Raw genomic sequence first — 23,966 nt, 5'->3', positions numbered from 1 at the left:
ACGCAGCACGACGCCGCTGCCGGCCAGCTTCACATCCACATGACCCGGCTCGATGGCCGCCAGCTCCGCGTCGATGAAGTTCATCTTCGGGCTGCCGATGAAGCCTGCCACGAAGAGGTTGCGCGGATGCTCGTACAGCTCCAGCGGCGAGCCGACCTGCTCAATCTTGCCGGCCGACAGCACGACGATGCGGTCGGCCAGCGTCATGGCCTCCACCTGATCGTGGGTCACGTAGATCATCGTGGTCTTCAGATCCTCGTGCAGCTTGGCGAACTCATAGCGCATGCGCACGCGCAAGGCCGCGTCGAGGTTGGACAGCGGCTCGTCGAACAGGAACACCTCGGGTTTGCGCACGATGGCGCGGCCGATGGCGACGCGCTGGCGCTGGCCGCCGGAGAGGTCTTTCGGCTTGCGGTCCAGCAGGTGCTCGATGTGCAGGATCCTGGCCGCGTTGCGCACGGCCGTCTCGATCTCGGCCTTGGGCACCTTGGCCAGCTTCAACCCGAAAGCCATGTTGTCGTACAGATTCATATGCGGGTAGAGCGCATACGACTGGAACACCATGGCAATGCCGCGCTCGCTGGGTGGCACCTCGTTGACGACGCGCCCGCCGATGGTCAGCTCGCCGCCGGTGATCTCTTCCAGGCCGGCGATGGTGCGCAGCAGCGTGGACTTGCCGCAGCCCGAGGGGCCGACGAAGACCATGAACTCACCGTCGCGGATCTCCAGGTCGATGCCGTGAAGGATGCGGATGTCGCCGTAGGCTTTCTCCACACCGGTCAGTCGAACGTCTGCCACTTCTAACCTTTCAGTCGCCGGCCGTCTGGTGGTCGGCTTGTCTCGTCGTTCGACGGCTAAATTTCTCTTCTTTGGCCGCCTTTGTAGACAATATACATTCGTGACGAGCTTGCAACAACAGAGTTGACTCGCTTGAATCTTTGCGAAATCCTTGAAAATCAATGCTTTGCAAAACGTTCCGGGTTTTCCCGATGTAGTCAAACTACACAACGGGGCGGAGCTGGTCGATACTTCAGCCAACGCTGCCCGTCGAGTAGCATTCTTGCCTCCGTCGCTGGGGGCCGGCACTGATGAACTCCCCAACACCCAAGAGCTTCGCGTTACCCGTTCAACGCAAGCCCGCCGCCAAGGCCTCCACCGCGATGAAGAAGCCGACTGCCCTCTCCGCCGAAGACAAGGCCTTGCGCGCCGCCTTCGAGACCGCCTACGAGCGCGAGTTGTCCCAATCCAGCCATGGCCCCACGCCGCAGGCGGCCTTGCACGCGGCGGCCATCGCCTGCCGCGAGACGCTCGCCCGCCGCTGGGCCACCACGCAGGCCGCTGACGCCCAGCGTGGCGACAAGGCGCCCGTGCGCCGCGTGCACTATCTGTCGATGGAATTCCTGATGGGCCGCGCGCTGTCCAATGCGCTGGCCGCCCTGAAGCTGGTCGACCCGCTGGAAGCCAAGCTGGCCGAGCAGGGTCTGGCCCTGGGCGATGTGCTGGAGCGCGAGCCCGATGCGGCCTTGGGCAATGGCGGCTTGGGCCGTCTGGCGGCCTGCTTCCTGGACAGCTTCGCCGAACTGGAGCTGCCGTCCTTCGGCTACGGCCTGCGCTACCGCTATGGCACCTTTGCCCAGGTCATCAGCCAGGGCCGCCAGCTGGAGCAGCCCGACGACTGGACGCGCGACTCGCCCGCCTGGGAGCTGCCTCGACAGGACCTGCGCTACGAGGTTGGCTTTGGCGGCCGCATCGAGGTCGATGCCTCGGGCGTGCGCCGCTGGCAGCCGGCCGACAGCATCGAGGCCCAGGCCTTCGACTTCATCGTGCCCGCCCACCACAGCGAGCGCGTCTCCACGCTGCGCCAGTGGCAGGCCACGGCGGCGCCCATCGCTTTCAAGCCCTTCTGCGAGGGCGACTACGCCCGCGCTGCCCGCCACCAGGTGCTGGCCGATGCGCTGAACTGGGTGCTCTACCCGGACGACTCCACCGAAGCCGGCCGCGAGCTCCGCCTGAAGCAGGAGGCCTTCCTCGTCAGCGCCTCGCTGCAGGACCTGATCGCGCGCCATCTGCGCGAGTTCGGCTCGCTGCACAACCTCGGCAAGACCAACGCCATCCATCTCAACGACACCCACCCGGCGCTCGCACCCGCCGAGCTGATGCGCCTGCTGCTGGACGAGCATGGCCTGGGCTGGGACGAGGCCTGGAAGATCACGCGCCAAGCCGTGGCCTACACCAACCACACGCTGATGCCCGAAGCGCTGGAGACCTGGCCCGTGCGCATGTTCGAGAACCTGCTGCCGCGTCACCTCGAGATCATTTACGAAATCAACCACCGTTTCCTGGAAGAGGTGCAGGCCCGCTTTCCCGGCGATCACGCCTTCGCCTCGCGGGTGTCCCTCATTGACGAAGGTAGCCACGGCAGCGAGCGCCGCGTGCGCATGGCCGCGCTTGCGTTGGTCTCGTCGCACCGCGTCAACGGCGTGGCCGCGCTGCACTCGGAGCTGATGGTGCAGACCATCTTTGCCGACTACGCTCGCATCTGGCCGGAGCGCTTCCACAACGTCACCAATGGCGTCACGCCGCGCCGCTGGCTGGAGCAGGCCAACCCGCTGCTGTCCGGCCTGCTGGACAGCCGCATCGGCGAGGGCTGGCGCAAGAACCTGGCCGAGCTGGGCGAACTGGCGCCGCTGGCCGCCAACAAGGAGCTGGGCGAGGAGTTCCTGGCCGTCAAGCGCGCCAACAAGGAATGCCTTGCCGCCGTCATCCGCCGTGAGCTGGGCATCTCGGTCAATGTCGACAGCCTGTTCGACATCCAGATCAAGCGCATCCACGAATACAAGCGCCAGCTGCTGAACATCCTGCACGTCATCAGCCGCTACCAGGCCATCCGCGACAACCCCGATGCCAACTGGGTGCCGCGCACCGTCGTCATCGCCGGCAAGGCGGCCTCGGCCTACCAGACGGCCAAGAGCATCGTGCGCCTGGCACATGACGTGGCCCGTGTCATCAACAGCGACCCGCGCGTGGGCGACAAGCTCAAGCTCGTCTTCCTGCCCAACTACAGCGTCACGCTGGCCGAAAGCATCATCCCGGCGGCCGACCTGTCCGAGCAGATCTCGACGGCCGGCACCGAGGCCTCGGGCACCGGCAACATGAAGTTCGGCATGAACGGCGCGGTCACCATTGGCACCTGGGACGGCGCCAACATCGAGATGGCCGAGGCCATGGGCGTGGAGAACATGTTCGTGTTCGGCCTGCGCGCCGATGCCGTCGCCAAGATCAAGCAGCTGGGCTACGACCCGCGCCTGTATGTCGAAGAGAATCGCCAGCTCAAGCGCGTCATCGATGCCATCGCGGCGGGCGTCTTCAGCAACGGCGACACCGATCGTTATCGCGCGCTGGTGGACAGCATCCTGCACCGCGACATCTACCTGCTGATGGCCGATTTCGCCGATTACGTCGCCACCCAGGCCAAGGTCGATGCGCTGTTTGCCGACCGTGCGGCCTGGGCCGAACGCGCCTTGCGCAATATCGCCGGCATGGGCCCGTTCTCGTCCGATCGCACGATCGCCGAGTATGTGGACCGTGTCTGGTCCGTGAAGAGTCTGAACACCTGACGATGCTGAACGACGCCGACGTTGATTCCCTGCTGGCGGGCCGCCATGCCGATCCTTTCGGCCGGCTGGGCCTGCACGCGGATGACAACGGTCGGCTCTGGGTGCGCGCGCTGCTGCCCGGCGCCGCGGAAGTGGCGCTGCTGGATGCCAGCAGCAAGAAGCACATCGTCGACTTGGAGGAGCGCCGCGGCGGCTTCTTCGAGGCGCAGGTGCCGCGCCGCAAGCACCGCTTCGACTACCGCCTGGCCGTGCGCTGGACCGGGGGCGGCGAGGGCGTCTATGCCGACCCCTACAACTTCTACCCCCAGCTCGGCGACGATGAGCTCAAGGCCTTTGCCGAAGGCCGCAACTTCCGGCCCTGGCTGAGCCTGGGTGCACATGTCGTGCAGTACGGCGACGTCAGCGGCGTGCGCTTCGCGGTCTGGGCACCCAATGCGAAGCGCGTCAGCGTCGTCGGCAACTTCAACAACTGGGACGGCCGGCGCCACCCGATGCGGCTGCGCCACCTGGCCGGCGTGTGGGAGATCTTCGTGCCTCATGCCATCGAAGGCGATCTCTACAAGTTCGAGATCGTCAATGGCAACGGCGCGCTGCTGCCGCTCAAGGCCGACCCCTATGCCCGCCGCGCCCAGTTGCGGCCGGAGACGGCCAGCGTCGTCGCGGCCCTGCCCGAGCCGACGCCGCTGCCGCGCCAGCGTGAGCGCGCCAACCGGCGCGAGTCGCCCATCAGCGTCTACGAGGTGCACGCCGCCTCCTGGCGCCGCGGTGTGGCCGGTGACTTCCCGACCTGGGACGAACTCGCCGAGCACCTGCCCGCCTACGTGGTCGACATGGGCTTCACACATGTGCAACTCATGCCCGTCAGCGAGCATCCCTTCGACGGCTCCTGGGGCTACCAGACGCTGGGCATGTACGCGCCCAGTGCGCGCTTCGGCCCGCCCGAGGGCTTCGCCCGCTTCGTCAAGGCTTGCCATGAGCAGGGCCTCGGCCTGTTGCTGGACTGGGTGCCCGCCCACTTCCCCGCCGATGCCCATGGCCTGGCAGAGTTCGACGGCACGCGCCTTTACGAATACGCCGACCCCAAGGAAGGCTTCCACCGCGACTGGAACACGCTGATCTACAACTTCGCCCGCACCGAGGTGCGCGAGTTCCTGGTCGGCAGCGCGACCTACTGGATCGAGCGCTGGGGCGTCGACGGCCTGCGCGTTGACGCGGTGGCCAGCATGCTCTACCGCGACTACTCGCGGCCGGCCGGCGAATGGATTCCCAACATCCGTGGTGGCCGCGAGAACCTCGAAGCCATCTCCATGCTGCGCGAGATGAACGAGCATGTCGGCGAGATCGAGGGCGCCATCAGCGTGGCCGAGGAGAGCACCAGCTTCCCCGGCGTCTCGGCGCCCACATACGCGGGCGGCCTGGGCTTCCACTACAAGTGGAACATGGGCTGGATGAACGACACCTTGCGCTACATGGCCGAGGACCCGATCAACCGCCGCTGGCATCACGACAAGATGACCTTCGGCCTGATCTATGCGTTCAGCGAGAACTTCATGCTGCCCATCTCGCACGACGAGGTCGTGCACGGCAAGGGCTCCATGCTGGCCAAGATGCCCGGCGACGACTGGCAGAAGTTCGCCAACCTGCGCGCCTACTACGGCTTCATGTGGGGCCACCCCGGCAAGAAGCTGCTTTTCATGGGCCAGGAGTTCGCCCAGCGCCAGGAGTGGAACCATGCCGAGAGCCTGCCCTGGGGCCTGCTGGAAGACGACCGCCATGCCGGTGTGCAGCGCCTGGTGCGCGACCTCAACAAGCTCTACCGCGACCACACGGCCCTGCACCGGCTGGACTGCGAGCAGGGCGGCTTCGAGTGGATCAGTGCCCATGACGCCGAGCATTCCATCTATGCCTGGGTGCGCCGCGACGGCACGGGCCGCATGGTCGTCGTCGTCTGCAACATGACGCCTGTGCCGCGCGAGGGCTATTCGCTGGGCGTGCCCGACGGCGTGACCGCCTGGCGCGAGGCCCTCAACACCGATTCGGCCTACTACGGCGGCAGCAACATGGGCAACGGCGTCGCCGCGGCGGGCCTGCCCGTGCAGGCGATGCCGGCGCATGGCAAGCGCCTGTCCATCACGATCAACCTGCCGCCGCTGGCTACATTGTTTTTTGTTCCGATCTGAAGTAATGAAGCCCCCACGCTCACTCTGTTCGCTGCCCCCCGAGGGGGCGCCAACGCCCTCGGGGCGGCCCAGCGGGCGCTGAGTCCATGGCTCATCTGCCTGATCTGCAACCCGGCTGGCACGAGCCGTTGGGAGCGCTCGCCCGTGACGGCGGCGTCAACTTCGCCTTCGCGAGCGAGCACGCGACGCGCATCGAGCTCTGCGTCTTCGACGGCGAAGGCCAGCGCGAGCTGCGGCGCTACGCGCTGGACGGCCCGCATGACGGCGTGTTCCATGGCTTCCTGCCCGGCGTTGGCCCCGGCCTGGTCTACGGCCTGCGCGCCCACGGTCCCTATGTGCCCGAACAGGGCCACCGCTTCAACCCGCACAAGCTGCTGCTGGACCCGTACGCGCGCGAGATCGTCGGCCACTTCGGCTGGCGGGCCGAGCACCACGGCTACGAGCTGGGCCACCCGGACGGCCCGCGCTCGCTGGATGCGCGCGACAACGCGACGCAGGCGCTGAAGGCGCGCGTGGCGCCGCCGCCGGTCGGCCACTCACGCGCCCACCAGCCGCGCCGCGCGCCGGCCGACGTCGTGCTCTACGAGGCCCATGTCAAAGGCTTCTCCAGGCTGCTGCCCGGCATGCCCGAGGAACTGCGCGGCACCTATGCCGGCCTGGCCCACCCCGCATCCATCGCTCATTTCAAGCGCCTGGGTGTGACGACGCTGTCGCTGCTGCCGGTGCACTACTGCATCGATGAGCCCCACCTCGCCGAGCGCGGCCTGCACAACTACTGGGGCTACAACACGCTGGGCTTCTTCTGCCCGGACCCGCGTTGGGCGAATGCGGCTCACCGCAACGACCCGACCGCCGTGACGGCCGAGTTTCGCCAGATGGTGGGCGCCCTGCACGAGGCCGGCCTGGAGGTGGTGCTGGACGTCGTCTACAACCACACGCCCGAGGGCAACGAGTTCGGCCCGACGCTGAGCTTGCGTGGCCTGGACAACGCCACCTGGTACCGGCTCGTCGCGGATGACAAGAGCCGCAATGAGAACCTGACCGGCTGCGGCAATACCGTCAACTGTGCCCACCCGCGCGTGACGCAGTTCGTGCTGGACTCGCTGCGCTACTGGGTCGCCGAGATGGGCGTCGACGGCTTCCGCTTTGACCTGGCGCCGGTGCTGGGCCGCACGAACCAGGGCTATGACCCGAATGCCGCCTTCTTCACCGCGCTGCGCCAGGACCCGTTGCTGGCCGGCGTGCACCTGATCGCCGAGCCCTGGGACGCCGCCTACGACGGCTACCAGGTCGGCCGCTTCCCCGGCCGCTTCCTGGAGTGGAACGACAAGTTCCGCGATGCCGTGCGCGGCTATTGGCTCGGCGCCGGACCGGGCGTCGGGCGCGGAGAGCTGGCGCGGCGCTTCATGGCCTCGAGTGATGTCTTTCACCATGGGCAGCGGCTGCCCACCGCCTCCGTCAACTTCGTGGCCGTTCATGACGGCTTCACGCTGGCAGACCTGACGAGCTATTCCACCAAGCACAACCACGCCAATGGCGAAGAGAACCGTGATGGCCGCGACGGCGAGCTCTGCGCCAACTTCGGTGCCGAAGGCCCGACCGAGGACGCCGCCATCAGCGCCACCCGCGAACGCGTTCGCCGCGCTTTGCTGGCCACGCTGCTGCTGGCGCAAGGCACGCCGATGCTGTGCGCCGGTGACGAGATCGGCAATGGCCAGGGCGGCAACAACAACGCGTATTGCCAGGACAACGGCATCACCTGGCTGGACTGGGACCAGGCTGAAGGCCGCACGACCGAGCTCGTCGCGCAACTGCTGACCCTGCGCGCGAGCGAGCCGCTGCTGCGCCACCCGCGCTGGTTTGCCAGTGGCCCGGGAGACGCCAGCATTGCCTGGTACGCGCCCAGCGGTCACGAGATGAGCCCGCACGACTGGCACGACGCCGGCCAGCGCGCTTTCGGCGCCCAGCTGCGCGAAGCGGATGCCGGCGCGCCGCGGCTGATGATCGTCTTCAACCCCGACCCGGCGGCGCTGCCTTTCCTGCTCTGCAACGGGCCCTGGCAGCTCGTGCTCGACAGCAGCGGCGAATCGGCCGCGCCCCTCGTTCTTCCCGGCCAGCCGCTCAATGTGCCGGCCCGTTCCCTCGTCGTACTGCGCCACGCATGAACCTGAACCAACGCTCCTCGGGTGTGCTGCTGCACATCACCTCGCTGCCCGGCCCCCATGGCATGGGCGACTTCGGCCCCGACGCTTATCGTTTCGTCGACTGGTTGCAGTCCGCCGGCCAGTCCGTCTGGCAGTTGCTGCCGACGACGCCCATCGGCCCCGGCGACAGCCCCTACCAGGGCGTGTCGGCCTTCGCCGGCAGCCAGTGGATGGTGGCGCTGGAACCGCTGATCGCCAAGGGCTGGCTGGCTCAACCCCATGTTCCCTCCTTCAATGGTGCTCTGGTCGAATACGGCACGGTCACGCCCTGGCGCGAGCAGCAGTTGCGCGCCGCGGCCAAGGGCTTCTTCGCCAACGCGGCGGACGCGGACCGCATCGCCTTCGCCAAGTGGTGCCTGGAAGCGCAAAGCTGGCTGGACGACTACGTCCTCTTCATGGCCATCCGCTCGCCGCTGAACGGCCAGCCGTGGTGGGAATGGAGCGAAGGCCTGAAGAAGCGTGAGTCCGCGGCACTGGCGGCGGCGCGCAAGGACTACGCCGACGAGATCGCCTTCTGGCAATTCGTGCAGTGGCAGTTCGACGTGCAGGCCGGAGCGCTCAAGAGCTACGCCAACGAGCGCGGCGTCCACATCATGGGTGATCTGCCCATCTTTGTCGCGCACGACAGCGCCGATTGCTGGTCGCGCCCGGACCTTTACGAGCTGGACGACAACTTCCAGACCACGGTGGTGGCCGGCGTGCCGCCCGATGACCTCGGCCCGCTCGGCCAGCGCTGGGGCAACCCGCTCTACCGGTGGGACAAGATGGCCGACGAGAACTACGCCTGGTGGACGGCCCGTATCCAGCGCGCGCTGACGCAGGCCGACGTCTTTCGCATCGACCATTTCCGCGGCTTTGCCGGCTACTACGAGATTCCCGCCAGCAGCCCCGACGCCACGCAGGGCCAGTGGCTGACCGGCCCGGGCATGGCCCTCTTCGACGCCATCAGACAAGCCCTGGGCCCGCTGCCCATCGTGGCGGAGGACCTGGGCTTCATCACCGATGACGTGCACGCGCTGCGCGATGGTTGCGGCTTCCCCGGCATGAAAATCCTGCAGTTCGCCTTCGGCGCTACAGCGCAGCACGAATTCCTGCCGCATATGTGGCCCAGGGCCTCGGTGGCCTACACCGGCACGCATGACAACGACACCGTGCGCGGGTGGTGGGACCAGGCCAAGCCTCGCGAGCGCGCCTTTGCCGGCTCTTACCTCGCCTGCGGCGACCACGACGTGCACTGGGCCATGATCCGCGCTTGCGCGAATTCGGTGGCCAACATGGCCGTGTATCCGCTGCAGGACGTGCTTGGCCTGGGCAGCGCCCACCGCATGAATGTGCCCGGCGTGCTGGGCGGCAACTGGGGTTGGCGCTTCCACTGGGGCATGCTGGGCAGCGAGCCGGCGCGTGTGCTCGGACTCATCACTGCCGCCTCGGGCCGTGGGCCTTTCGAGCTGTTGCGTCTGCCCTGAGCGGCTCTCCCCCGCGAACCGGGGGCGGTTTTGCCCCCCTAACATCGCTGTTTTGGCCAGAGCGGTCCCCCTAGAAAGCTATCGCTCGATAGCATCCCCCTAGTTTTTCGCGGGGCCTTGCCCCGGTCGTTTTTCAGGGGAAGCTCAATCATGCAAATCAAGACTATCGCCGCAGCAGCAGCCTTGCTGGTTTCGGGCCTGGCTTCAGCTACCACGACGTTCAACGGTGGCGCCTACTCGGTCACCTACGACGAAACCACGACGAGCTTTGGTTCGATCAGCAGCTGGTTCGGTGGCGGTGGCGGTTTGGTCGGCTTCTCATGGTCGGTTGATCCGTCCGTGAATGTCACCAGCATTGGCGGCGCTCCTGCTTCGGCCACCTTCGCTGTTCCGGACTTCACGATCTGGGTCAACCCAGGCTACGCGCTGAGCGGCGCGCTCACGTCCAGCCTCGGCAATATCGTCTATTTCCAGAGCGGCGTTGGCGCGACGACGTCGATCACGGCGACGGGCAGCATGTCGATTGACGGAGGCCCGGTTGTTGCATTGCCGGCTGGCGCCCTGACCCAGACCCCGAGCTCGCCGTCCCTCGGCTTTTTCTCGGGCTCCACCAGCGTCCCGCTCGGAGGTTTCAGCAGCTTCGCAGTGACCGGCGCCTCGATCACGCTGAACGCCATGGGCGGCAGCTTCGCTGCCATCGGCGCCCAGCCGCAGAACAAGCTGACGTTCGAGTTCACCGCCGTCCCCGTGCCGGAACCCGAGACCTACGCGCTGCTGCTCGCCGGCCTGGGCATGGTCGGCCTGCTGGCTCGTCGCCGCCAAATGCGCTGATCGGCTCTTGCCGAACGCAACAAGGGCTCCGCAAGGAGCCCTTTTCAATTCAGCGCGAGATTTCCAGGATCAGAGGGCTGCGCGCCGGCACGGTCAGCGTGGCGCCGAGTGGGAAATCCCGGCCGCTGAGCACATCGCGGGCGCGGTCGCCGCTTGCCACACGCTCGCTGAAGCGCGACAGCACGAGCTCGACCGGCTTGGTCCCTTTGTTCAAGGCGACCATGACGGTGCGGCCACCGCCGTAGCGGAAGAAGACATAGCAGCCCTCCAGCGGCGCGTACTGCATCAGTGCGCCATCGTGGATGACCGGCGCGGCCTTGCGCCAGTTGAACAGGCGGCGCACCCAGTCCTGCATCTCGCGTTGCTCGGCGGTCAGGCCAGCGCCGGTGAAGGCGTTGACCGTGTCGCCCTTCCAGCCGCCGGGCATGTCGGCGCGCACCCGGCCGTCGTCGCGCTCCACGGGGCTCTGCATCAGCAGTTCGCTGCCGTAGAAGAGCTGCGGAATGCGGCGCGTCGTTGCGAGGTAGGCCAGCGCGATCTTGGTCAGGCCGACATCGCGCTTGAGCAGCGAAAACAGGCGCGGCGTGTCGTGGTTGCCGTCGAACAGCACGAGGTTGGCCGGGTCGGGGTAGACGAAGTCATGCGCCAGGCCCTCGTAGAGCTTGGTCAGGCCGGTGTGGGCGCCGTCGTCCTCGGTCAGTGCGGCCAGCAGATTGCCCTGCAGCGGGAAGTCCATCAGGCTGGGTGCGTATGACACATAGCCGTCGTGGTTCTTCTTGCCGCGCTGCCAGTAGGACACGACGGCCGGGTGCGGGCTCCATTCCTCGCCGACGATGTTCAGGCGCGGGTACTCCTGCATGACGCGGGCCGACCAGCGGGTCAGGAAGTCGCGGTCGGAGTAGGAGTAGGTGTCGGTGCGGATACCCGACAGGCCATAGCGTTCTATCCACCACAGCGTCATCTGCGTCAGATAGGTGGCCAGCTCGGGGCGGCGCTGGTTCAGGTCGGGCATGCCGGGCACGAACCAGCCGTCGGTGAAGCGCAGGCGGTCGCTGGCCGAGGCGTAGGGATCCTGCAGCGTCATGCGCGCGTGGTGGGTTTCGGTGTATCCGGCTGGCCATTGGTTGACCCAGTCCGGCGCCGGCAGGTCGGCCATCCACCAGTGGCCGCTGCCGATGTGGTTGAGCACGATGTCCTGGATGACGCCGACGCCCTGGGCCCGAGCCTCGGTGGCGAAGGCGCCGAAGTCGTCGTTCGTGCCGAAGCGCGGATCGATCTTGTAGAAGTCCGTCGCCGCATAGCCGTGATAGCTGTACCTGGCGCTGTTGTTCTCGACCAGCGGCGTCGGCCAGACCTGGGTGAACCCGAGCCCGGCGATATAGCCCAGGTGCTGGCGCATGCCGGCCAGGTCGCCGCCGTGGCGGCCGCCGGGGTCGTCGCGGTGGATGCCTTCCTTCATGTCGGCGGGCTTGCCGCTGCCGCCCTGGGCGAAGCGGTCCGGCACGACGAGATAGATGGCGTCCCTGGGGCCAAAGCCCTGGCGCTGCGCCGAGCCCGGCGCGCGGGCCAGCAGCGGGTAGCGCAGCGTCGTGCCGGCCACGTTCAGCAGCAGTTCGCCCGGCTTGGCGTCGGGGCTCACGTCGAGGTCGATGAAGAGGTAGTTGGCGCTGGTGGCGCGGTGGCTGCCCTTCAACCTCACGCCGGGGTAGGGCGCCAGCGTCGGCTGGGCGCCGGCAATGCCGCTGCCATGCAGCATCAGTTGCAGGGAGGTGTCGTGCATGCCGACCCACCAGTTGGGCGGTTCGACATGCTGCAGGCCGGCGGCCATCGTGTTCAGGCTCATCAACAGGGCGGTGGTCAGGGTGATCAGGGACTTCATGGCGCTTGCAAGCTGTAGATGCGCACCGAAAGCGGCTGCAGCGTGGCGGAGACGGCGCCCTTGGGATAGAGCGCCCGGGCATGCGCCGTCAGTTCGATGGTGGCCGGTGTGTCGCCGTAGTTGATGGCAACGAGGACACGCTCCTTGCCCTGTACGCGCTGGAAGCTCCAGACGGCGCCGTCGACGCGGTCGGACTCGTAGCGGCCCAATGTCAGTGCCGGCGACGCGCGGCGCAGCGCGATCAGCTCACGGTAGAAGTTGAACAGCGAGCCGGCGTCGCGCTGCTGGCTTTCGGCGTTATGGGCACTGCGGTTCAGGGCCAGCGGGCGGAAGGGCTGGGGGTTGGTCGTGAAACCACCTGCCGCGGTCCAGCTCATCGGCGAACGCAGCGGATCGTCACCCTTGCCGTCGATGCCAGCCTGGCCGATCTCCTCGCCGTAGTAGACGAAGGGCGTGCCGGGCAACAGCAGATAGCTCGCCGCGGCGAGGCGGTAGCGGGCCTCGTCGCCATGCAGTTGATCCCACACGCGCTGGCCGGTGAAGATGTCGTGGTTGTGCAGAAAGGTCGCCATCGTCGGCGACATGCTGCGGTAGTAGTCGGCCACCTTCTGCACCGCCGCAACCTCGCCCTTGGCAGCCTTGATGATTTCGTAGTTCTGGTTGAAGGCGAAGGCGCCGCCGCAGAGGTCGGGGTTGCCGTAGGCGATGGGCTCGGCTGTGGCCTCGCAGACGACGTAGCGGCCGGGGTAGCTCTTGATGAGGTCCTGGAAGCGCTTGGTCAGCACGCGGCTTTCGGGCTGGTCGTTCCAGTCCTTGGCGTTGTTCTCGATGAGGTGAGGCACGGCATCCAGCCGGTAGCCGTCCAGGCCGCGGTTGAGCCAGAAGCGCAGCGAGTCCTCGTGGTACTGCACCACGGCCGGGTTGCGCATGTTGAAGTCGGGCATCTCCGGGCCGAAGGTGCCGAAGAACACGTCCGGCGCACCAGGCTTCGGCGCGGGCAGGTCCTTCAGTTCGCCGGGCCAGTCCCACGGCTTGGTGGCGGCGTCGTACCAGGGATATTTGCCCCAGATGTCCCAGCCGAGGCCCGGCGCGGTATTCCAGACGAACCAGCTGCGCCAGGGGCTGTTGCGGTCGGTCACGGCCTCTTGGAAGGGCGGGAATTGCCAGGACGCGTGGTTGATGACGTAGTCCATGACGATGGCGATGCCGCGCTGGTGCGCCTCGCGGATCAGCTCGTCGAAGTCGGCCAGCGTGCCGTACTGCGGTTCGATGGCGCGGAAGTCGGTCGTGGCGTAGCCGTGATCGTGATCGGAGCTGGCGGTGATGGGCATCAGCCACAGGCCGCCGACGCCGAGCTTCTTCAGGTAGTCCAGTCGCCGGGTCAGGCCTTTCAGGTCGCCGATGCCGTCGCCRTTGCTGTCCTGGTAGCCGCGCACGAAGACTTCCATGAAGACGCCGTGCTGCCAGTTCGCCGGCAGGGTGCTGGCCCGCGGCTGGGAAGGCACGGCGCGGGTGTCGATCTGGGCTTGTGCCGTGGCCGCTGCGGCCAGTGCGAGGGTGAGCAGCAGTTGCTTTTGCATGGTGTTCAGCAGGTGGCGGTGTGGACGAGAAAACTTGTCCATGAGGCGGTCATGTAATCAAACTACTTATCAATCTGATGTCGAGCATAGCGACGACATTGGGTGATTCGCTAGCGGGATTTCGATGAATGTAGTTTTGCTACTATTTAAAAACAACAAGGAGACCTTCATGCCATCTCGCCCCCTGCTGTGCTGCATGGCGCTGGGCCTGACGCTGATTGCCGGTGCAGCGCGCGCCGACGATCTGGACGACTGCAATGCCGAAGTGCCGATCCCCGCACCTGCTGCGCGGCCGGCAGCCGAGGCCTATTGGCTGGATGCGCGGACCGTGCAGTGGCCGGGGCTGAAGCTGCAGGGCGGCGACCGCGTACGCCTGTATCACGCCCGGGCGGCGGGGCTGAAGGCGCCGGCTGGCGACAGGGTCACTGGCGCCGATGGCGCGGTCGAACTCGTGCTCGCCACGGCGGCGCTGCCGGCGCGATTCCGTTTCATCGGTGAGGGGCCGCGCTTCGCCATTGCGGGCGGCGCGGATGCCGCGGCCCTGCTGCGTGAGCAGTTGATGCTGGTGCACGAAGCTGCCGACGGCCGGGTCATCGGCGCGACGGGCCTGCAATTGCCCGGCGCCCTGGACGACCTCTATGCCGCGGCCGAGCGCGTGACGGATTTTGGCGCCCATCCCGCCAAGGCGCAGACGCGCTTTGCCGTCTGGGCCCCGACGGCCCAGCGCGTGCTGCTGTGTCGCCATGCCGGGCCCGAGTCGCCCGCGGTGGCGGTCGATGCGATGCGTCTCGATGCCGCCATCGGTGTCTGGCGCGCCGAGCTGCCCGGCGACCTGAGCGGCCAGTCTTATCGTTACCTCGTCGACGTCGTCACGCCCACGCACGGTCGCGTACGCAACCTCGTCACCGACCCCTATTCGGTTGCGCTGACGGCCGACTCGCGGCTCAGCGTCGTCGCCGACCTTGCTGCCCCCGCGCTCAAGCCGCGTGGCTGGGACGCCTTGCCGCGCCCGACACGCGTGAGGCTCGCCACCGACCAGGTCATCTACGAACTGCATGTGCGCGACTTCTCGGTCAGCGACACGACTGTGCGGCCCGAATGGCGCGGCAAATACCTGGCTTTCACGCAAGGTGAGTCCAACGGCATGAAGCACCTCAAGGCGCTTTCCAAGGCCGGCCTGACCGACGTGCACCTGCTGCCGGTCTTCGACCTCGCCAGCGTGCCGGAGCGCGGCTGTATGACGCCGACGGTGCCCGACGCGCCCGCCGACGGCGAGGCCCAGCAGGCCGCCGTCATGGCCGTGGCGGCCGGCGACTGCTTCAACTGGGGCTACGACCCCTGGCACTTCAATGCGCCCGAGGGGAGCTATGCGACCGATCCGCTGAAACGAGTCGTCGAGTTCCGGCGGATGGTCATGGCCCTGCACGGGGCGGGGCTGCGGGTCGGCATGGACATGGTCTACAACCACATGTCGGCCGCCGGCCAGGCCCGCAAGTCGGTGCTGGACCGCCTCGTGCCCGGCTACTACCAGCGGCTCAACGCCAAGGGCGAGATCGAGCGCTCGACCTGCTGCGACAACACGGCCACCGAGCACCGCATGATGGCCAAGCTGATGATCGACTCGGCGGCGCTGTGGGTGCGCGATTACAAGATCGACTCGATGCGCTTCGACCTGATGGGCCACCAGCCGCGCGAGGCGATGGAGAGGCTGCAGAAGCGTGTCAATGCCGAAGCCGGCCGGCCGGTGCAACTGCTGGGCGAGGGCTGGAACTTCGGCGAGGTGGGCAACGGCGCACGCTTTGTGCAGGCCTCGCAGCTGAGCCTGAACGGCAGCGGCATCGGCTCGTTCAGCGACCGCGGCCGGGATGCCGCACGAGGTGGCAGCGCAGGCGAGGGCGGCGACGACAGCGTGCGCAACCAGGGCTGGCTCAATGGCCTGGTGTACGCGCCCAATGCCTTGTCGAACGCGAAGCCGGAAGAGCTGCTGGCCGCCGCCGACATGATCCGTGTCGGCCTGGCCGGCTCGCTGCGCGGCTATGAGCTGACGACCTGGCGTGGCGAGACCAAGCGCCTCGATGCCATCCTCTACGGCGGCGACCAGCCGGCCGGCTTCGCGTCCGAGCCGGGCGAGGTCGTCAACTACGTAGAGAACCACGACAACCAGACGCTGTTCGACGTCAACACGTTGAAGCTGCCGCTGGCGACCAGCCGCGCGGACCGCGCCCGCGTGCAGATGCTGGGCGCTGCGGTGGTGGCTTTCAGCCAGGGCATTGCCTACTTCCATGCCGGCCAGGACATCCTGCGCAGCAAAAGCATGGACCGCAACAGCTACGACTCGGGCGACTGGTTCAACCGGCTGGACTGGAGCTACAAGAGCAACCACTTCGGCACCGGCCTGCCGCCCAGGCAGGACAACTTCGGCAAGGACGGCCGCGACTGGGCGCTGGCCCGCGAGCGGCTGACCGATGGGGCCATTTCCCCCGGCCCGGCCGAGATCGCCTGGGCCCGCGACGTCTTTCGCGACCTGCTGCAGATCCGCGCCAGCACGCCGCTGCTGCGGTTGAGCAGCGCCGCCGAGATCAAGAAGCGGTTGAGCTTCCCCGGCAGCGGCCCAAGCCAGAACCCGGTGCTGGTGGCGACGCGCATCGACGGAAAGGGCCTGCCGGGCGCTGGCTTCAAAGCCGTGATGACGCTGATCAACGTCGCGCCGACGGCGCAGACGCTGAACCTCCCCGAGGAGGCCTCTGCCGTCTGGCGCCTGCACCCGGCGCAGCGCCATTCACAGGCGGCGGATCGGCGCGTGGCGCGCGAGGCCAAGGCGGTTCGCGGTGTCTTCGATGTGCCGGCCCGCAGTGCGGCCGTGTTCGTGCTGGATTGAGGGCGCCGTTGGCGGGATTTGCAGCGGCGCGAACAAGCAACGATATTCCGCCAACGGCTTCCGGTGAGACGCGACGACACGCTGGTGCGCGGGCTTGCCGGTTGAGGATTCAAGGAATGGGTCAACAGAGGTCAGGCGACGTCAACCATGCAAGCTGCGCAAGATTTCGACAAGAACGTCCGCAGAAGGAAGATCCTTCTCAAATATACGACGCTTGTTTTTGTCGCGTATGCCATCACACAGATTGCGACTCTGGGGGCCTACCTTGCAGGAATTTCTTCGGTCAGGCTTCCTGAGGTCTTGCTCCTTGCGTCGATATCGCTAGGTGTTACGGCGATATTCCTGCTGTGGATCAGGCTGAAGAATGTAGCTACCAAGAAATTCGCCAACTTCGTCTTCTTCGGCCAGTTTGCCGTCTGGCTCGTCATGTATTCGGCCTGGTTTCTCGTTCTCAGGGAAGTACGCGGCGCTGCGCTGTTTTGCGCCCTGATGGCGCTGTCGTTTCTCTTGTCGAACGCAAATCTGATCCAGTCCCTCATCGTTACTGCCAGCGCGACATTGCTGCAGATGGCCGGCTCATATGTTGCAATCGTTCATCTGAAGCAGCCTGGACCACTGGGTGTCGAGATTTTCTACGCACTCTGTTTTCTCCCCGCCGCCCTTTTTATCTGCAATCTTTCCGACCAGTATGCCCGTCAAAGATCCGAGGTGAAGGCGGCGAAAAGCGCTGCTGAACAAAGCCGGGACGCTGCGCACCAGCTCAATGCCGAACTGGAAAAGGCATTGAAGATGGTGCACGATATGTCGATTCATGACGAATTGACGGGCCTGTTCAATCGGCGCCATTTGATGGATGTGCTGTCCGTCGAGAAGAATCGCGCCGACCGCACCGGCCAGCTATTCTCAATCGTGGTTGTCGATATTGATCATTTCAAACTGGTCAACGACAGCTTTGGGCATCTCAAAGGAGATGAGGTGCTCAAGGAGGTGGCCAACGCACTGCAAAAGACTTTGCGTGGCTGCGATTTTTCAGCGCGCTTTGGCGGAGAGGAGTTCATGATGATCCTGGGGCAGGCGGGTGCAGATGGCGCAAAGGCCTGCGCAGAGAGAATCCGTCGGCTGATCGAAGCCATCAGATTCCCCGGATTTGGAGATGACTTCAAGGTCACGGTGTCGATGGGGCTGACCGAGTATCGGCCGGTGGAAGACATATCGGAATCGATCTCGCGCGCAGACCAGGCGCTTTACCGTGCCAAGAATTCCGGCCGTAACCGCGTCGAATATGCGAAACGCTGAAACGCGCGGCAGCCAGGGCCTTTGATTTGAATGGTGCGCGACTCAGCCGCGCCGGGTGCGGTGCCCATGCGCGCCGATCAGGCCGAGGCCCAGGAGCACCAGCGCCGCAGTAGCCGGCTCGGGCACGGTGCTGACGTCGAAGCTGAGATTGCCGCTGACCCACTGGCCCTCGGCGACGTTCAGCGCGAAGTCCTTGAAGCCCTCGCTGAACTCGATGCGCAGCAGGCCGTCGGCGCCAGCGCTGACGCCCAGGAGCGTCAGGTCAAGCGAGCCGGCGTAGCTGCCGCTGCCGCTGGTGCTGTCCAGGGCGCCCGGCGCGAAGGTGAACAAGTCCAGACCGCTGGAGTTGCCGAAGCTGAGCTGCATCTCCGACAACACGCTGGGCGCGAAAGCGTTCAGGTCCAGCGTTCAGGCCAGCGAGTTCAGTACCGCGTTGGCGCCGATGTCGATGAGCCAGACAGTGTTGCCCGCTTCGCCCAGCAGGTTGATGCTCTGCGCGCCGCTCACGTCGACGACGACGGGCGCGGCCTGGGCGGTGAGTCCGGCGAAAGCCAGGGTCGCCGCAGTGGCCAGGCGTTGGAGTTGCTTGTTCATGCCTTGGGTTCTCAGTTGGATGCCGCGGGGCGAGCGACGAAGACGACGGCCGTGCGGGCCGGCACGTTGAAGGCGCCGGTGGTGCGGTCGAACGTGGCTGCGCGAGCGTGCTGGTCGGCGGTGTGCGCCGGGTGCAGTTCCAGCGCGTGGCCGGCGAGCGTGGGCAGCGTGAGCTGCTTGGCCGTCTTGTCGACGTTGATCAGGTAGACGAGTTCGTCGAAGTTGGCGCCGGCATAGCCCACACCATTCAGGCGGCCGACCAGCACGGTGGCTTCCTGGTTGGAGCCGGTGTTCAGGAAGCTCAGGCGCGACTTGATGTCGTCGGCCGTGCGCAGGCGCAGCAGCGTGCTGCTCTTGCGGATGCGCAGCAGGTCGCGGAAGGCGTCGCGGGTCCACGCGATGTCATTGGCATGGGGCTTGATCAGCGCATTCGCCAGCAGCGGACGGGCCAGGCCCCAGTTGTCGCCGTTGTCGCGCGAGGGCGGCAGGCCGACGCCGAAGTTGTTGTCGGCATAGCTCCAGTCCAGGCGGTTGAACCAGTCGCCGCTGTCGTAGCTGTTGCGGTCCAGGCTCTTGCTGCGCAGCGTGTCCACGCCGGCGTGGAAATAGGCCACGCCCTGGCTGAAGGCATTGATGGCATTGGCCAGGATCTGCACGCGGGCGCGGTCCTCCTTGCTGGTGCCGGTGGGCAGGCGGAAGGCGTTGTTGTCGAACAGCGTCAGGTTGTCGTGGTTCTCCACGTAGTTGACGACTTCGCCGGGCTCCAGCACCCAGCCGGCCGGAATGCCGCCGACGTCGATCTGGTCCAGGCGCAGGTTGGCGTCCCAGCTCGTCTGCATCTGGAAGCTGCGGATGGAACCGGCCAGCGATGCCTTCAGGCGGTCGGCAAACCACATCAGCTCACCGCGGCTCTGGCCGGAGGCGTTGGCGTTGGGGTCGTAGAAAAAGCCGTTCACATAGCCCTGGTTGGCGACGAGGGCGTTGCCGGAATCGCAGCAGCCGCCGCCGCGCACCGCGTCGCGGATCAGCGGGTTGAAGCTGCCGATGCCCGAGCCGTTGAGCGACAGCATCTCGGCCTGCACGAAGCGCGCGCCGTTGGCCACTTCACCGAAGTTCCAGCCCTCGCCGACGATCTGCACCTCGCGGCCGGTGGCGACCTTGACGCGCGCCTTCAGTGCCTCGATGACCGAGCGCGGGTGGTGGCCCATGATGTCGAAGCGCAGCGAGCTGATGCGGTAGTCGCGCGTCCAGGTGACGGCCGAATCGATCATCAGCTTGGCCATCATCAGGTTCTCGGCCGCGGTGTTCTCGCAGCAGGTCGAGCGCTCGATGCCGCCGGTCGCGCTGAGGCGGTAGTAGTAGCCGGGCACGACCTTGTCGAGCACCGAGTTGGCGTTCTGGCCCGACGAGGTGGTGTGGTTGAACACCACGTCCATGCCCACGCGCAGGCCGGCGGCGTTCAGTGCCTGCACCATGCGGCGGAACTCGACGACGCGGGTCAGCGGGTCGTTGGCATTGCTGGAGTAGCTGCCCTCGGGCGTGCTGAACTGCAGCGGGTCATAGCCCCAGTTGAAGCAGTCGGTGCCGGCGGTGGCGGCCACCGTGGCTTGCTGCGAGTCGCTGTCGGGCGCGCCGCTGGGGGCGGGTGTCACGCAGCTCTTCTCGTTGACGCTGGCGATGTCGAAGACGGGCAGCAGGTGCACGTCGGTCAGGCCGGCGGCGGCCAGCGCCGTCAGGTGCTTCATGCCATTGGACTGGCTTTCGGTGAAGGCCAGGTACTTGCCGCGCCTGGCGGCGGGCACGGTGGCGTCGTTGATCGAGAAATCACGGACGTGCAGCTCGTAGATGCTGAGGTCCGACGGCGCGGCCACGGTGGTGGGCGGCGCGCTCTGGTCCCAGCCATTGGGCTTGGTGGCCTGGGCCTGCAGGTCCATGACAACGCTCTGCTGGCTGCCCAGGGTCAGGCCGAGGGAGTAGGGGTCGGTGACGAGGTTCTTCACCAGGCCGGTGCCCTTGACGAAGACCTGGACCTGGTAGCGGTAGGTGGCGCCTTGCAGATGGCCTTGCTTGCTGAGGCTCCAGACGCCGGTGGCGGCGTTGCGCGCCATGGGCTCTGTGGTCGTGCGGGTCAGTCCCGAGTTGCCCAGGGCCGTCGTCAGCACCAGGGACACGTTCTGCGCGGTGGGTGCCCAGAGCTTGAAGCTGGTGTTGCCGTTGCTGGCGACGGCGCCCAGGTCGGGCACGTTGTTGGCAGCGGCGTAGAGGTCGTCCAGCGCACCGGCRATCTGGGCGGTGGTGGCGTTCTGCACCTTGCCGTTGGCGTCTTCCTGCACGAGGACGAGTTGCTGCTGGTGCAGGGCGGGCAGGCGGGCGATGTCGGCAGCGCGAACGTTGAAGACGGTGCCGCTGGCCACGTACTTGAAGCGCAGCGCATCGGCGGCGGGCACGGTGCCGGTGAAGGCGTCCAGCGTGATGTAGCCGTCAGCGCCTTGCACCGGCGCTTCGAGGCCGACGCTGATCTGGCCAGTGGCCGAGTAATAGAGGCGAACCGGGCTGCTGGTGGCGATGCGCGGCCACTTCACCAGCGTCTTGTTCAGCCACACGGCGCGGGCATCGGTGCTGGAGACCTGGCGCAGGTCCGGCGGCGCGAAGTAGACGGTGGCGTCGCGCTCCACCAGCCAGATCTGGCCGACCTGGTTCTGGATGTTCAGCGCGGCGTACTCGACATGGATGTTGTCGTTGCGGCCATCCTTGTCGTTCTCGTTGGGCGGCATGCCGTGGATGATGAATTCCAGGGCCTTGCGGTTCACGTCGCCCTGCGGGTTCAGCACGGGGATGTCGAACACGACTTCGCCGTCGCCAGCCGCGTAGCCGGGCATGGCGTTCAGCGGGACGGGCTGGCCCCAGTTCTCGATGTTGACGCCTGAGGGCAGTGCCGGAGCGTTCAGGCCGCTGCCGTTCCACAGATGCAGGCCCCAGGCGCTGTAGCCGCTGTCGAAGCGCTTGTAGTGCACGCGCAGGGTCTTGATGTCGGGCACCGGCAGCAGCAGCGGGTTGCTGGCGTAGCTGGTGCTGTCGCCTGCCAAGCGCCAGATCTCGTTGGCGCCGGCCTGGAGCGCATAGCTCTGGTCGGCGCCGCCGTTGTCCTTGTTGTCGCCGTTGTGCAGCAGGAAGCCGACGGTGCCGCTGCCCGCGGCCAGGGGCACGTCGTAATAGACGCCGAAGTCGTCGCTGCCGGCCGCGTTCCAGCCGCCGTTCCAGTTCGGGCTTTGGGCGGCGTTCCAGGTGTGGATCTGCCAGCCGGCGTAGTCGCCGCCCGAGCGGCGGTAGTGCACGCGCAGCGAGGTGGCGGGTGCACCGGGCGTAGCCACGGCGGCAATCTTGGCGCGTGGCGCCTGCTGGGCGACTGGCACGCCGGCCAGCAGCTCAACGCCGCTGCTGTCTTCGGCTGCCGCGCTGCTGACGCTGCTCATGGTGGCCTGTGGTTCGACGCTCCCGCCGCCACAGGCCCCCAGCAGCGCCAGCGCGCCGATTGCCAAGCCCGTGATCGCCTGTCGCGCCTGCAGCGCCCAGCCTGCCCATGCCTTCATGTCGTGCACTCCTTGGAAGTGCGCGGATGCTATTGAAGCAAAACTACATATGGAAGCTGGTGAAATCCCGAGGGGAAGTTCATGAATTTCCACTATGTATAGAGAGATTCGCCCAGAAGGCTCATGGATCTATTTGATCTATGTGTAGTTTTATTTCAATCATGATGCCTTGCGTCTGGAAGGAAACGAAAGATGTGACGACTGAGGAAATCGTGAGGATGACTCACGACATGCGGGCAGCGCAGGACTAAGCTTCAACCAGGAGACTGCAGCGAGAGCAGGGGACTGCCATGAACAAGATCCGTACCTTGAGCGCCGCCCTGGCCGTGATCGCCACGGCGGTCGGCCTGAGTGGCTGCGCCGTCGAAACCAGGCCACCGCCGACCACCGACGTTTTCGTCGATTCCGCGTTCAAGCCGCCTAGCGTCCACATCGATGCGCAGGAGGCGCTGGCTCTGAGCCCGGCGATGAAGCGCTTCGCCGAGACGGAGATGGCCAGCGAGATCCGCAACAAGGGTCTGCGCGATGGCCTCATCGACGCGCTCTACACCAAGGGCCGGCTGCAGCTGGACTACGACGCCGAGAACACCCGCACGGCGGCCGAGGCCTTCGAGGCCAAGCGTGGCAACTGCATGTCGCTGGTGCTGATGACGGCGGCCTTCGCCCGCCACCTGAACATGCCGGTGCGCTTCAACAGCGTCTTCCTGGAAGAGAGCTGGACCCGTTCCAACGGCATCTTCTTCGTCGCCGGCCACGTCAACATCAGCCTGGCCCGGCCGCTGGCCGTCGGCCGCACAACCGTCTTCGGTGACCCGGAGCTGCTGACCATCGACTTCCTGCCGCCCGACCAGGTGCGCGGCCATCGCGGCCGGGTCGTCGACGAGTCCACCATCCTGGCGATGTTCCTGAACAACCGTGCCGCTGAGGCGCTGACGGTGGGCAAGGTCGATGACGCCTACTGGTGGGCGCGCGAGGCCATCCGCACCGATGCACGTTGGCTGTCGGCCTACAACACCCTGGCCGTGCTCTACCGCCGCAAGGGCCTGATGGACCGCGCCGAGGCGACGCTGCGCCTGGTGCTGGACCGCGAGCCGCTCAACACCCAGGCAATGTCCAACCTCGTTCTCGTGCTCAGCGACACTGGTCGCCGGGAGGAGGCTCTGGTCTATTCCAACCAGCTCGCCCAGATCCAGCCCATTGCGCCCTACAAGTTCTTCGACGAAGGCCTGGCGGCCATGCGGGCGGGCGAGTACGCGGCCGCCCGCCAGCTGTTCCGCAAGGAGTTGGCGCGAGCGGCCTATGTGCCCGAGTTCCATTTCTGGCTGGGCCTGGCCAACTACGGCATGGGCGATGTGTCGGGTGCGCGCGGCGAGATCGCCAAGGCGCTGGAGAACAGCGCGACGGTCAAGGACCGCGAGATGTACGGCGCCAAGCTGGCCTGGCTGAACGAGATCCGCGAGCAGCAGCGCCAGCAGCGCATACCGCTGCGAGGGCCGGCGGGATCCTAGTCGCCATCAGATCGCAGCGAGCCCGTGCCGGGCTCGGGCCCGGGCACAGRCCTCGTCACCAATGCCCATGGGCGCCCGCTCGCCGAACTCGCGGCAGGGCGAGGGGCGCCACTCGTGGATGCCGCAGCTGGCCTTCACGCCCACCTTGCCGCTGAGCGCCGCGCAGCGCGGCTGGGCATGGTCGGTGCCGCGCATGCGCACCAGGCGGCCGGTGAGCTCCACCGCCAGGCCATCGGGCACGCCGCCGCCTTCGCTCTCCAGCTCGCTGCGGTCGAAGTCGACCCGAAAGCTCGCGCAGCAGGCGCCGCAGCTCAAACAGGGGTTGTCACTCATCCAGCCAGTG

The 23,966-nt window shown here is 66.7% G+C and carries 15 protein-coding genes; 8 read left to right on the top strand and 7 right to left on the bottom strand.

Annotated elements, in window-relative coordinates; genetic code table 11:
- Window positions 1-798, bottom strand: a 798-nt coding sequence (locus ACXJKJ_RS11465) for an ABC transporter ATP-binding protein (RefSeq protein WP_457390176.1), incomplete at its 3' end; no start/stop codon positions are given.
- 362 nt (window positions 799-1,160) lie between these two features.
- On the opposite strand from ACXJKJ_RS11465, the gene ACXJKJ_RS11460 reads away from it, so the two are divergent.
- The 5 genes from ACXJKJ_RS11460 to ACXJKJ_RS11440 all read left to right on the top strand — a co-directional run bounded on the left by ACXJKJ_RS11460 (window position 1,161) and on the right by ACXJKJ_RS11440 (window position 10,298).
- Window positions 1,161-3,617 (top strand): glycogen/starch/alpha-glucan phosphorylase, encoded by a 2,457-nt coding sequence (locus ACXJKJ_RS11460; RefSeq protein WP_457390175.1) that lies wholly within the window; start codon window positions 1,161-1,163, stop codon window positions 3,615-3,617.
- A 2-nt stretch (window positions 3,618-3,619) separates the two neighbouring features.
- The gene (gene glgB, locus ACXJKJ_RS11455; RefSeq protein ID WP_056201821.1) at window positions 3,620-5,797 is read left to right on the top strand and encodes a 1,4-alpha-glucan branching protein GlgB; all 2,178 of its coding nucleotides are present in this window, start codon (window positions 3,620-3,622) and stop codon (window positions 5,795-5,797) included.
- 86 nt (window positions 5,798-5,883) lie between these two features.
- Window positions 5,884-7,962: a glycogen debranching protein GlgX gene (gene glgX, locus ACXJKJ_RS11450; protein ID WP_056201823.1), complete on the top strand. Its 2,079-nt coding sequence runs from the start codon at window positions 5,884-5,886 to the stop codon at window positions 7,960-7,962.
- A complete protein-coding gene (gene malQ / locus ACXJKJ_RS11445; protein ID WP_457390174.1) occupies window positions 7,959-9,467 on the top strand; it encodes a 4-alpha-glucanotransferase in 1,509 nt (502 codons plus the stop codon). The genes glgX and malQ overlap by 4 nt, the downstream gene beginning before the upstream one ends.
- Window positions 9,468-9,584: 117 nt before the next feature.
- The gene (locus ACXJKJ_RS11440) at window positions 9,585-10,298 is read left to right on the top strand and encodes a PEP-CTERM sorting domain-containing protein (RefSeq protein WP_457390173.1); all 714 of its coding nucleotides are present in this window, start codon (window positions 9,585-9,587) and stop codon (window positions 10,296-10,298) included.
- A 49-nt stretch (window positions 10,299-10,347) separates the two neighbouring features.
- On the opposite strand, the gene ACXJKJ_RS11435 is transcribed toward ACXJKJ_RS11440, so the two are convergent.
- Together ACXJKJ_RS11435 and ACXJKJ_RS11430 are read right to left on the bottom strand one after the other, a co-directional pair.
- A complete protein-coding gene (locus tag ACXJKJ_RS11435; RefSeq protein ID WP_457390172.1) occupies window positions 10,348-12,177 on the bottom strand; it encodes a glycoside hydrolase family 13 protein in 1,830 nt (609 codons plus the stop codon).
- Window positions 12,174-13,799 (bottom strand): alpha-amylase family glycosyl hydrolase, encoded by a 1,626-nt coding sequence (locus tag ACXJKJ_RS11430; protein WP_457390171.1) that lies wholly within the window; start codon window positions 13,797-13,799, stop codon window positions 12,174-12,176. The genes ACXJKJ_RS11435 and ACXJKJ_RS11430 overlap by 4 nt, the downstream gene beginning before the upstream one ends.
- Before the next feature lie 127 nt (window positions 13,800-13,926).
- Between ACXJKJ_RS11430 and ACXJKJ_RS11425 the strand changes: the two genes are divergently transcribed.
- Complete coding sequence (locus ACXJKJ_RS11425; protein ID WP_457390170.1) at window positions 13,927-16,635, top strand: alpha-1,6-glucosidase domain-containing protein; 2,709 nt, start codon at window positions 13,927-13,929, stop codon at window positions 16,633-16,635.
- A gap of 147 nt (window positions 16,636-16,782) precedes the next feature.
- The gene (locus ACXJKJ_RS11420) at window positions 16,783-17,931 is read left to right on the top strand and encodes a GGDEF domain-containing protein (protein ID WP_457390169.1); all 1,149 of its coding nucleotides are present in this window, start codon (window positions 16,783-16,785) and stop codon (window positions 17,929-17,931) included.
- Between the two features lie 42 nt (window positions 17,932-17,973).
- Here the strand turns inward: ACXJKJ_RS11420 and ACXJKJ_RS11415 are convergent, their stop codons facing one another.
- Genes ACXJKJ_RS11415 through ACXJKJ_RS11405 form a run of 3 tightly spaced genes read right to left on the bottom strand, consistent with a single transcriptional unit; the run spans window position 17,974 to window position 22,115 of the window.
- Window positions 17,974-18,309, bottom strand: a complete 336-nt coding sequence (locus tag ACXJKJ_RS11415; RefSeq protein ID WP_457390168.1) for a PEP-CTERM sorting domain-containing protein — start codon at window positions 18,307-18,309, stop codon at window positions 17,974-17,976.
- Between the two features lie 30 nt (window positions 18,310-18,339).
- Window positions 18,340-18,525: a hypothetical protein gene (locus tag ACXJKJ_RS11410; RefSeq protein WP_457390167.1), complete on the bottom strand. Its 186-nt coding sequence runs from the start codon at window positions 18,523-18,525 to the stop codon at window positions 18,340-18,342.
- Window positions 18,526-18,536: 11 nt separating this feature from the next.
- A complete protein-coding gene (locus ACXJKJ_RS11405) occupies window positions 18,537-22,115 on the bottom strand; it encodes an alpha-1,6-glucosidase domain-containing protein (RefSeq protein ID WP_457390166.1) in 3,579 nt (1,192 codons plus the stop codon).
- A gap of 290 nt (window positions 22,116-22,405) precedes the next feature.
- On the opposite strand from ACXJKJ_RS11405, the gene ACXJKJ_RS11400 reads away from it, so the two are divergent.
- Window positions 22,406-23,623, top strand: coding sequence for a tetratricopeptide repeat protein (locus tag ACXJKJ_RS11400; protein WP_056201840.1), 1,218 nt, complete (start codon window positions 22,406-22,408; stop codon window positions 23,621-23,623).
- 6 nt (window positions 23,624-23,629) lie between these two features.
- Here ACXJKJ_RS11400 and ACXJKJ_RS11395 read toward each other — a convergent pair whose 3' ends face one another.
- The gene (locus ACXJKJ_RS11395; RefSeq protein ID WP_457390165.1) at window positions 23,630-23,956 is read right to left on the bottom strand and encodes a YkgJ family cysteine cluster protein; all 327 of its coding nucleotides are present in this window, start codon (window positions 23,954-23,956) and stop codon (window positions 23,630-23,632) included.
- Window positions 23,957-23,966: the final 10 nt, after the last annotated feature.

The sequence above is a fragment of the Roseateles sp. P5_E1 genome, from assembly GCF_054049335.1.
This window is presented reverse-complemented; position numbering and strand designations above follow the sequence as displayed.

Bases quoted from the DNA above. Each gene is read 5' to 3' on its own strand.
- ACXJKJ_RS11460 (WP_457390175.1), top strand. From the start codon at position 1,161: ATGAAGAAGCCGACTGCCCTCTCCGCCGAAGACAAGGCCTTGCGCGCC.
- glgB (WP_056201821.1), top strand. From the start codon at position 3,620: ATGCTGAACGACGCCGACGTTGATTCCCTGCTGGCGGGCCGCCATGCC.
- glgX (WP_056201823.1), top strand. From the start codon at position 5,884: ATGGCTCATCTGCCTGATCTGCAACCCGGCTGGCACGAGCCGTTGGGA.
- malQ (WP_457390174.1), top strand. From the start codon at position 7,959: ATGAACCTGAACCAACGCTCCTCGGGTGTGCTGCTGCACATCACCTCG.
- ACXJKJ_RS11435 (WP_457390172.1), bottom strand. From the start codon at position 12,177: ATGAAGTCCCTGATCACCCTGACCACCGCCCTGTTGATGAGCCTGAAC.
- ACXJKJ_RS11425 (WP_457390170.1), top strand. From the start codon at position 13,927: ATGCCATCTCGCCCCCTGCTGTGCTGCATGGCGCTGGGCCTGACGCTG.
- ACXJKJ_RS11420 (WP_457390169.1), top strand. From the start codon at position 16,783: ATGCAAGCTGCGCAAGATTTCGACAAGAACGTCCGCAGAAGGAAGATC.
- ACXJKJ_RS11410 (WP_457390167.1), bottom strand. From the start codon at position 18,525: ATGAACAAGCAACTCCAACGCCTGGCCACTGCGGCGACCCTGGCTTTC.
- ACXJKJ_RS11400 (WP_056201840.1), top strand. From the start codon at position 22,406: ATGAACAAGATCCGTACCTTGAGCGCCGCCCTGGCCGTGATCGCCACG.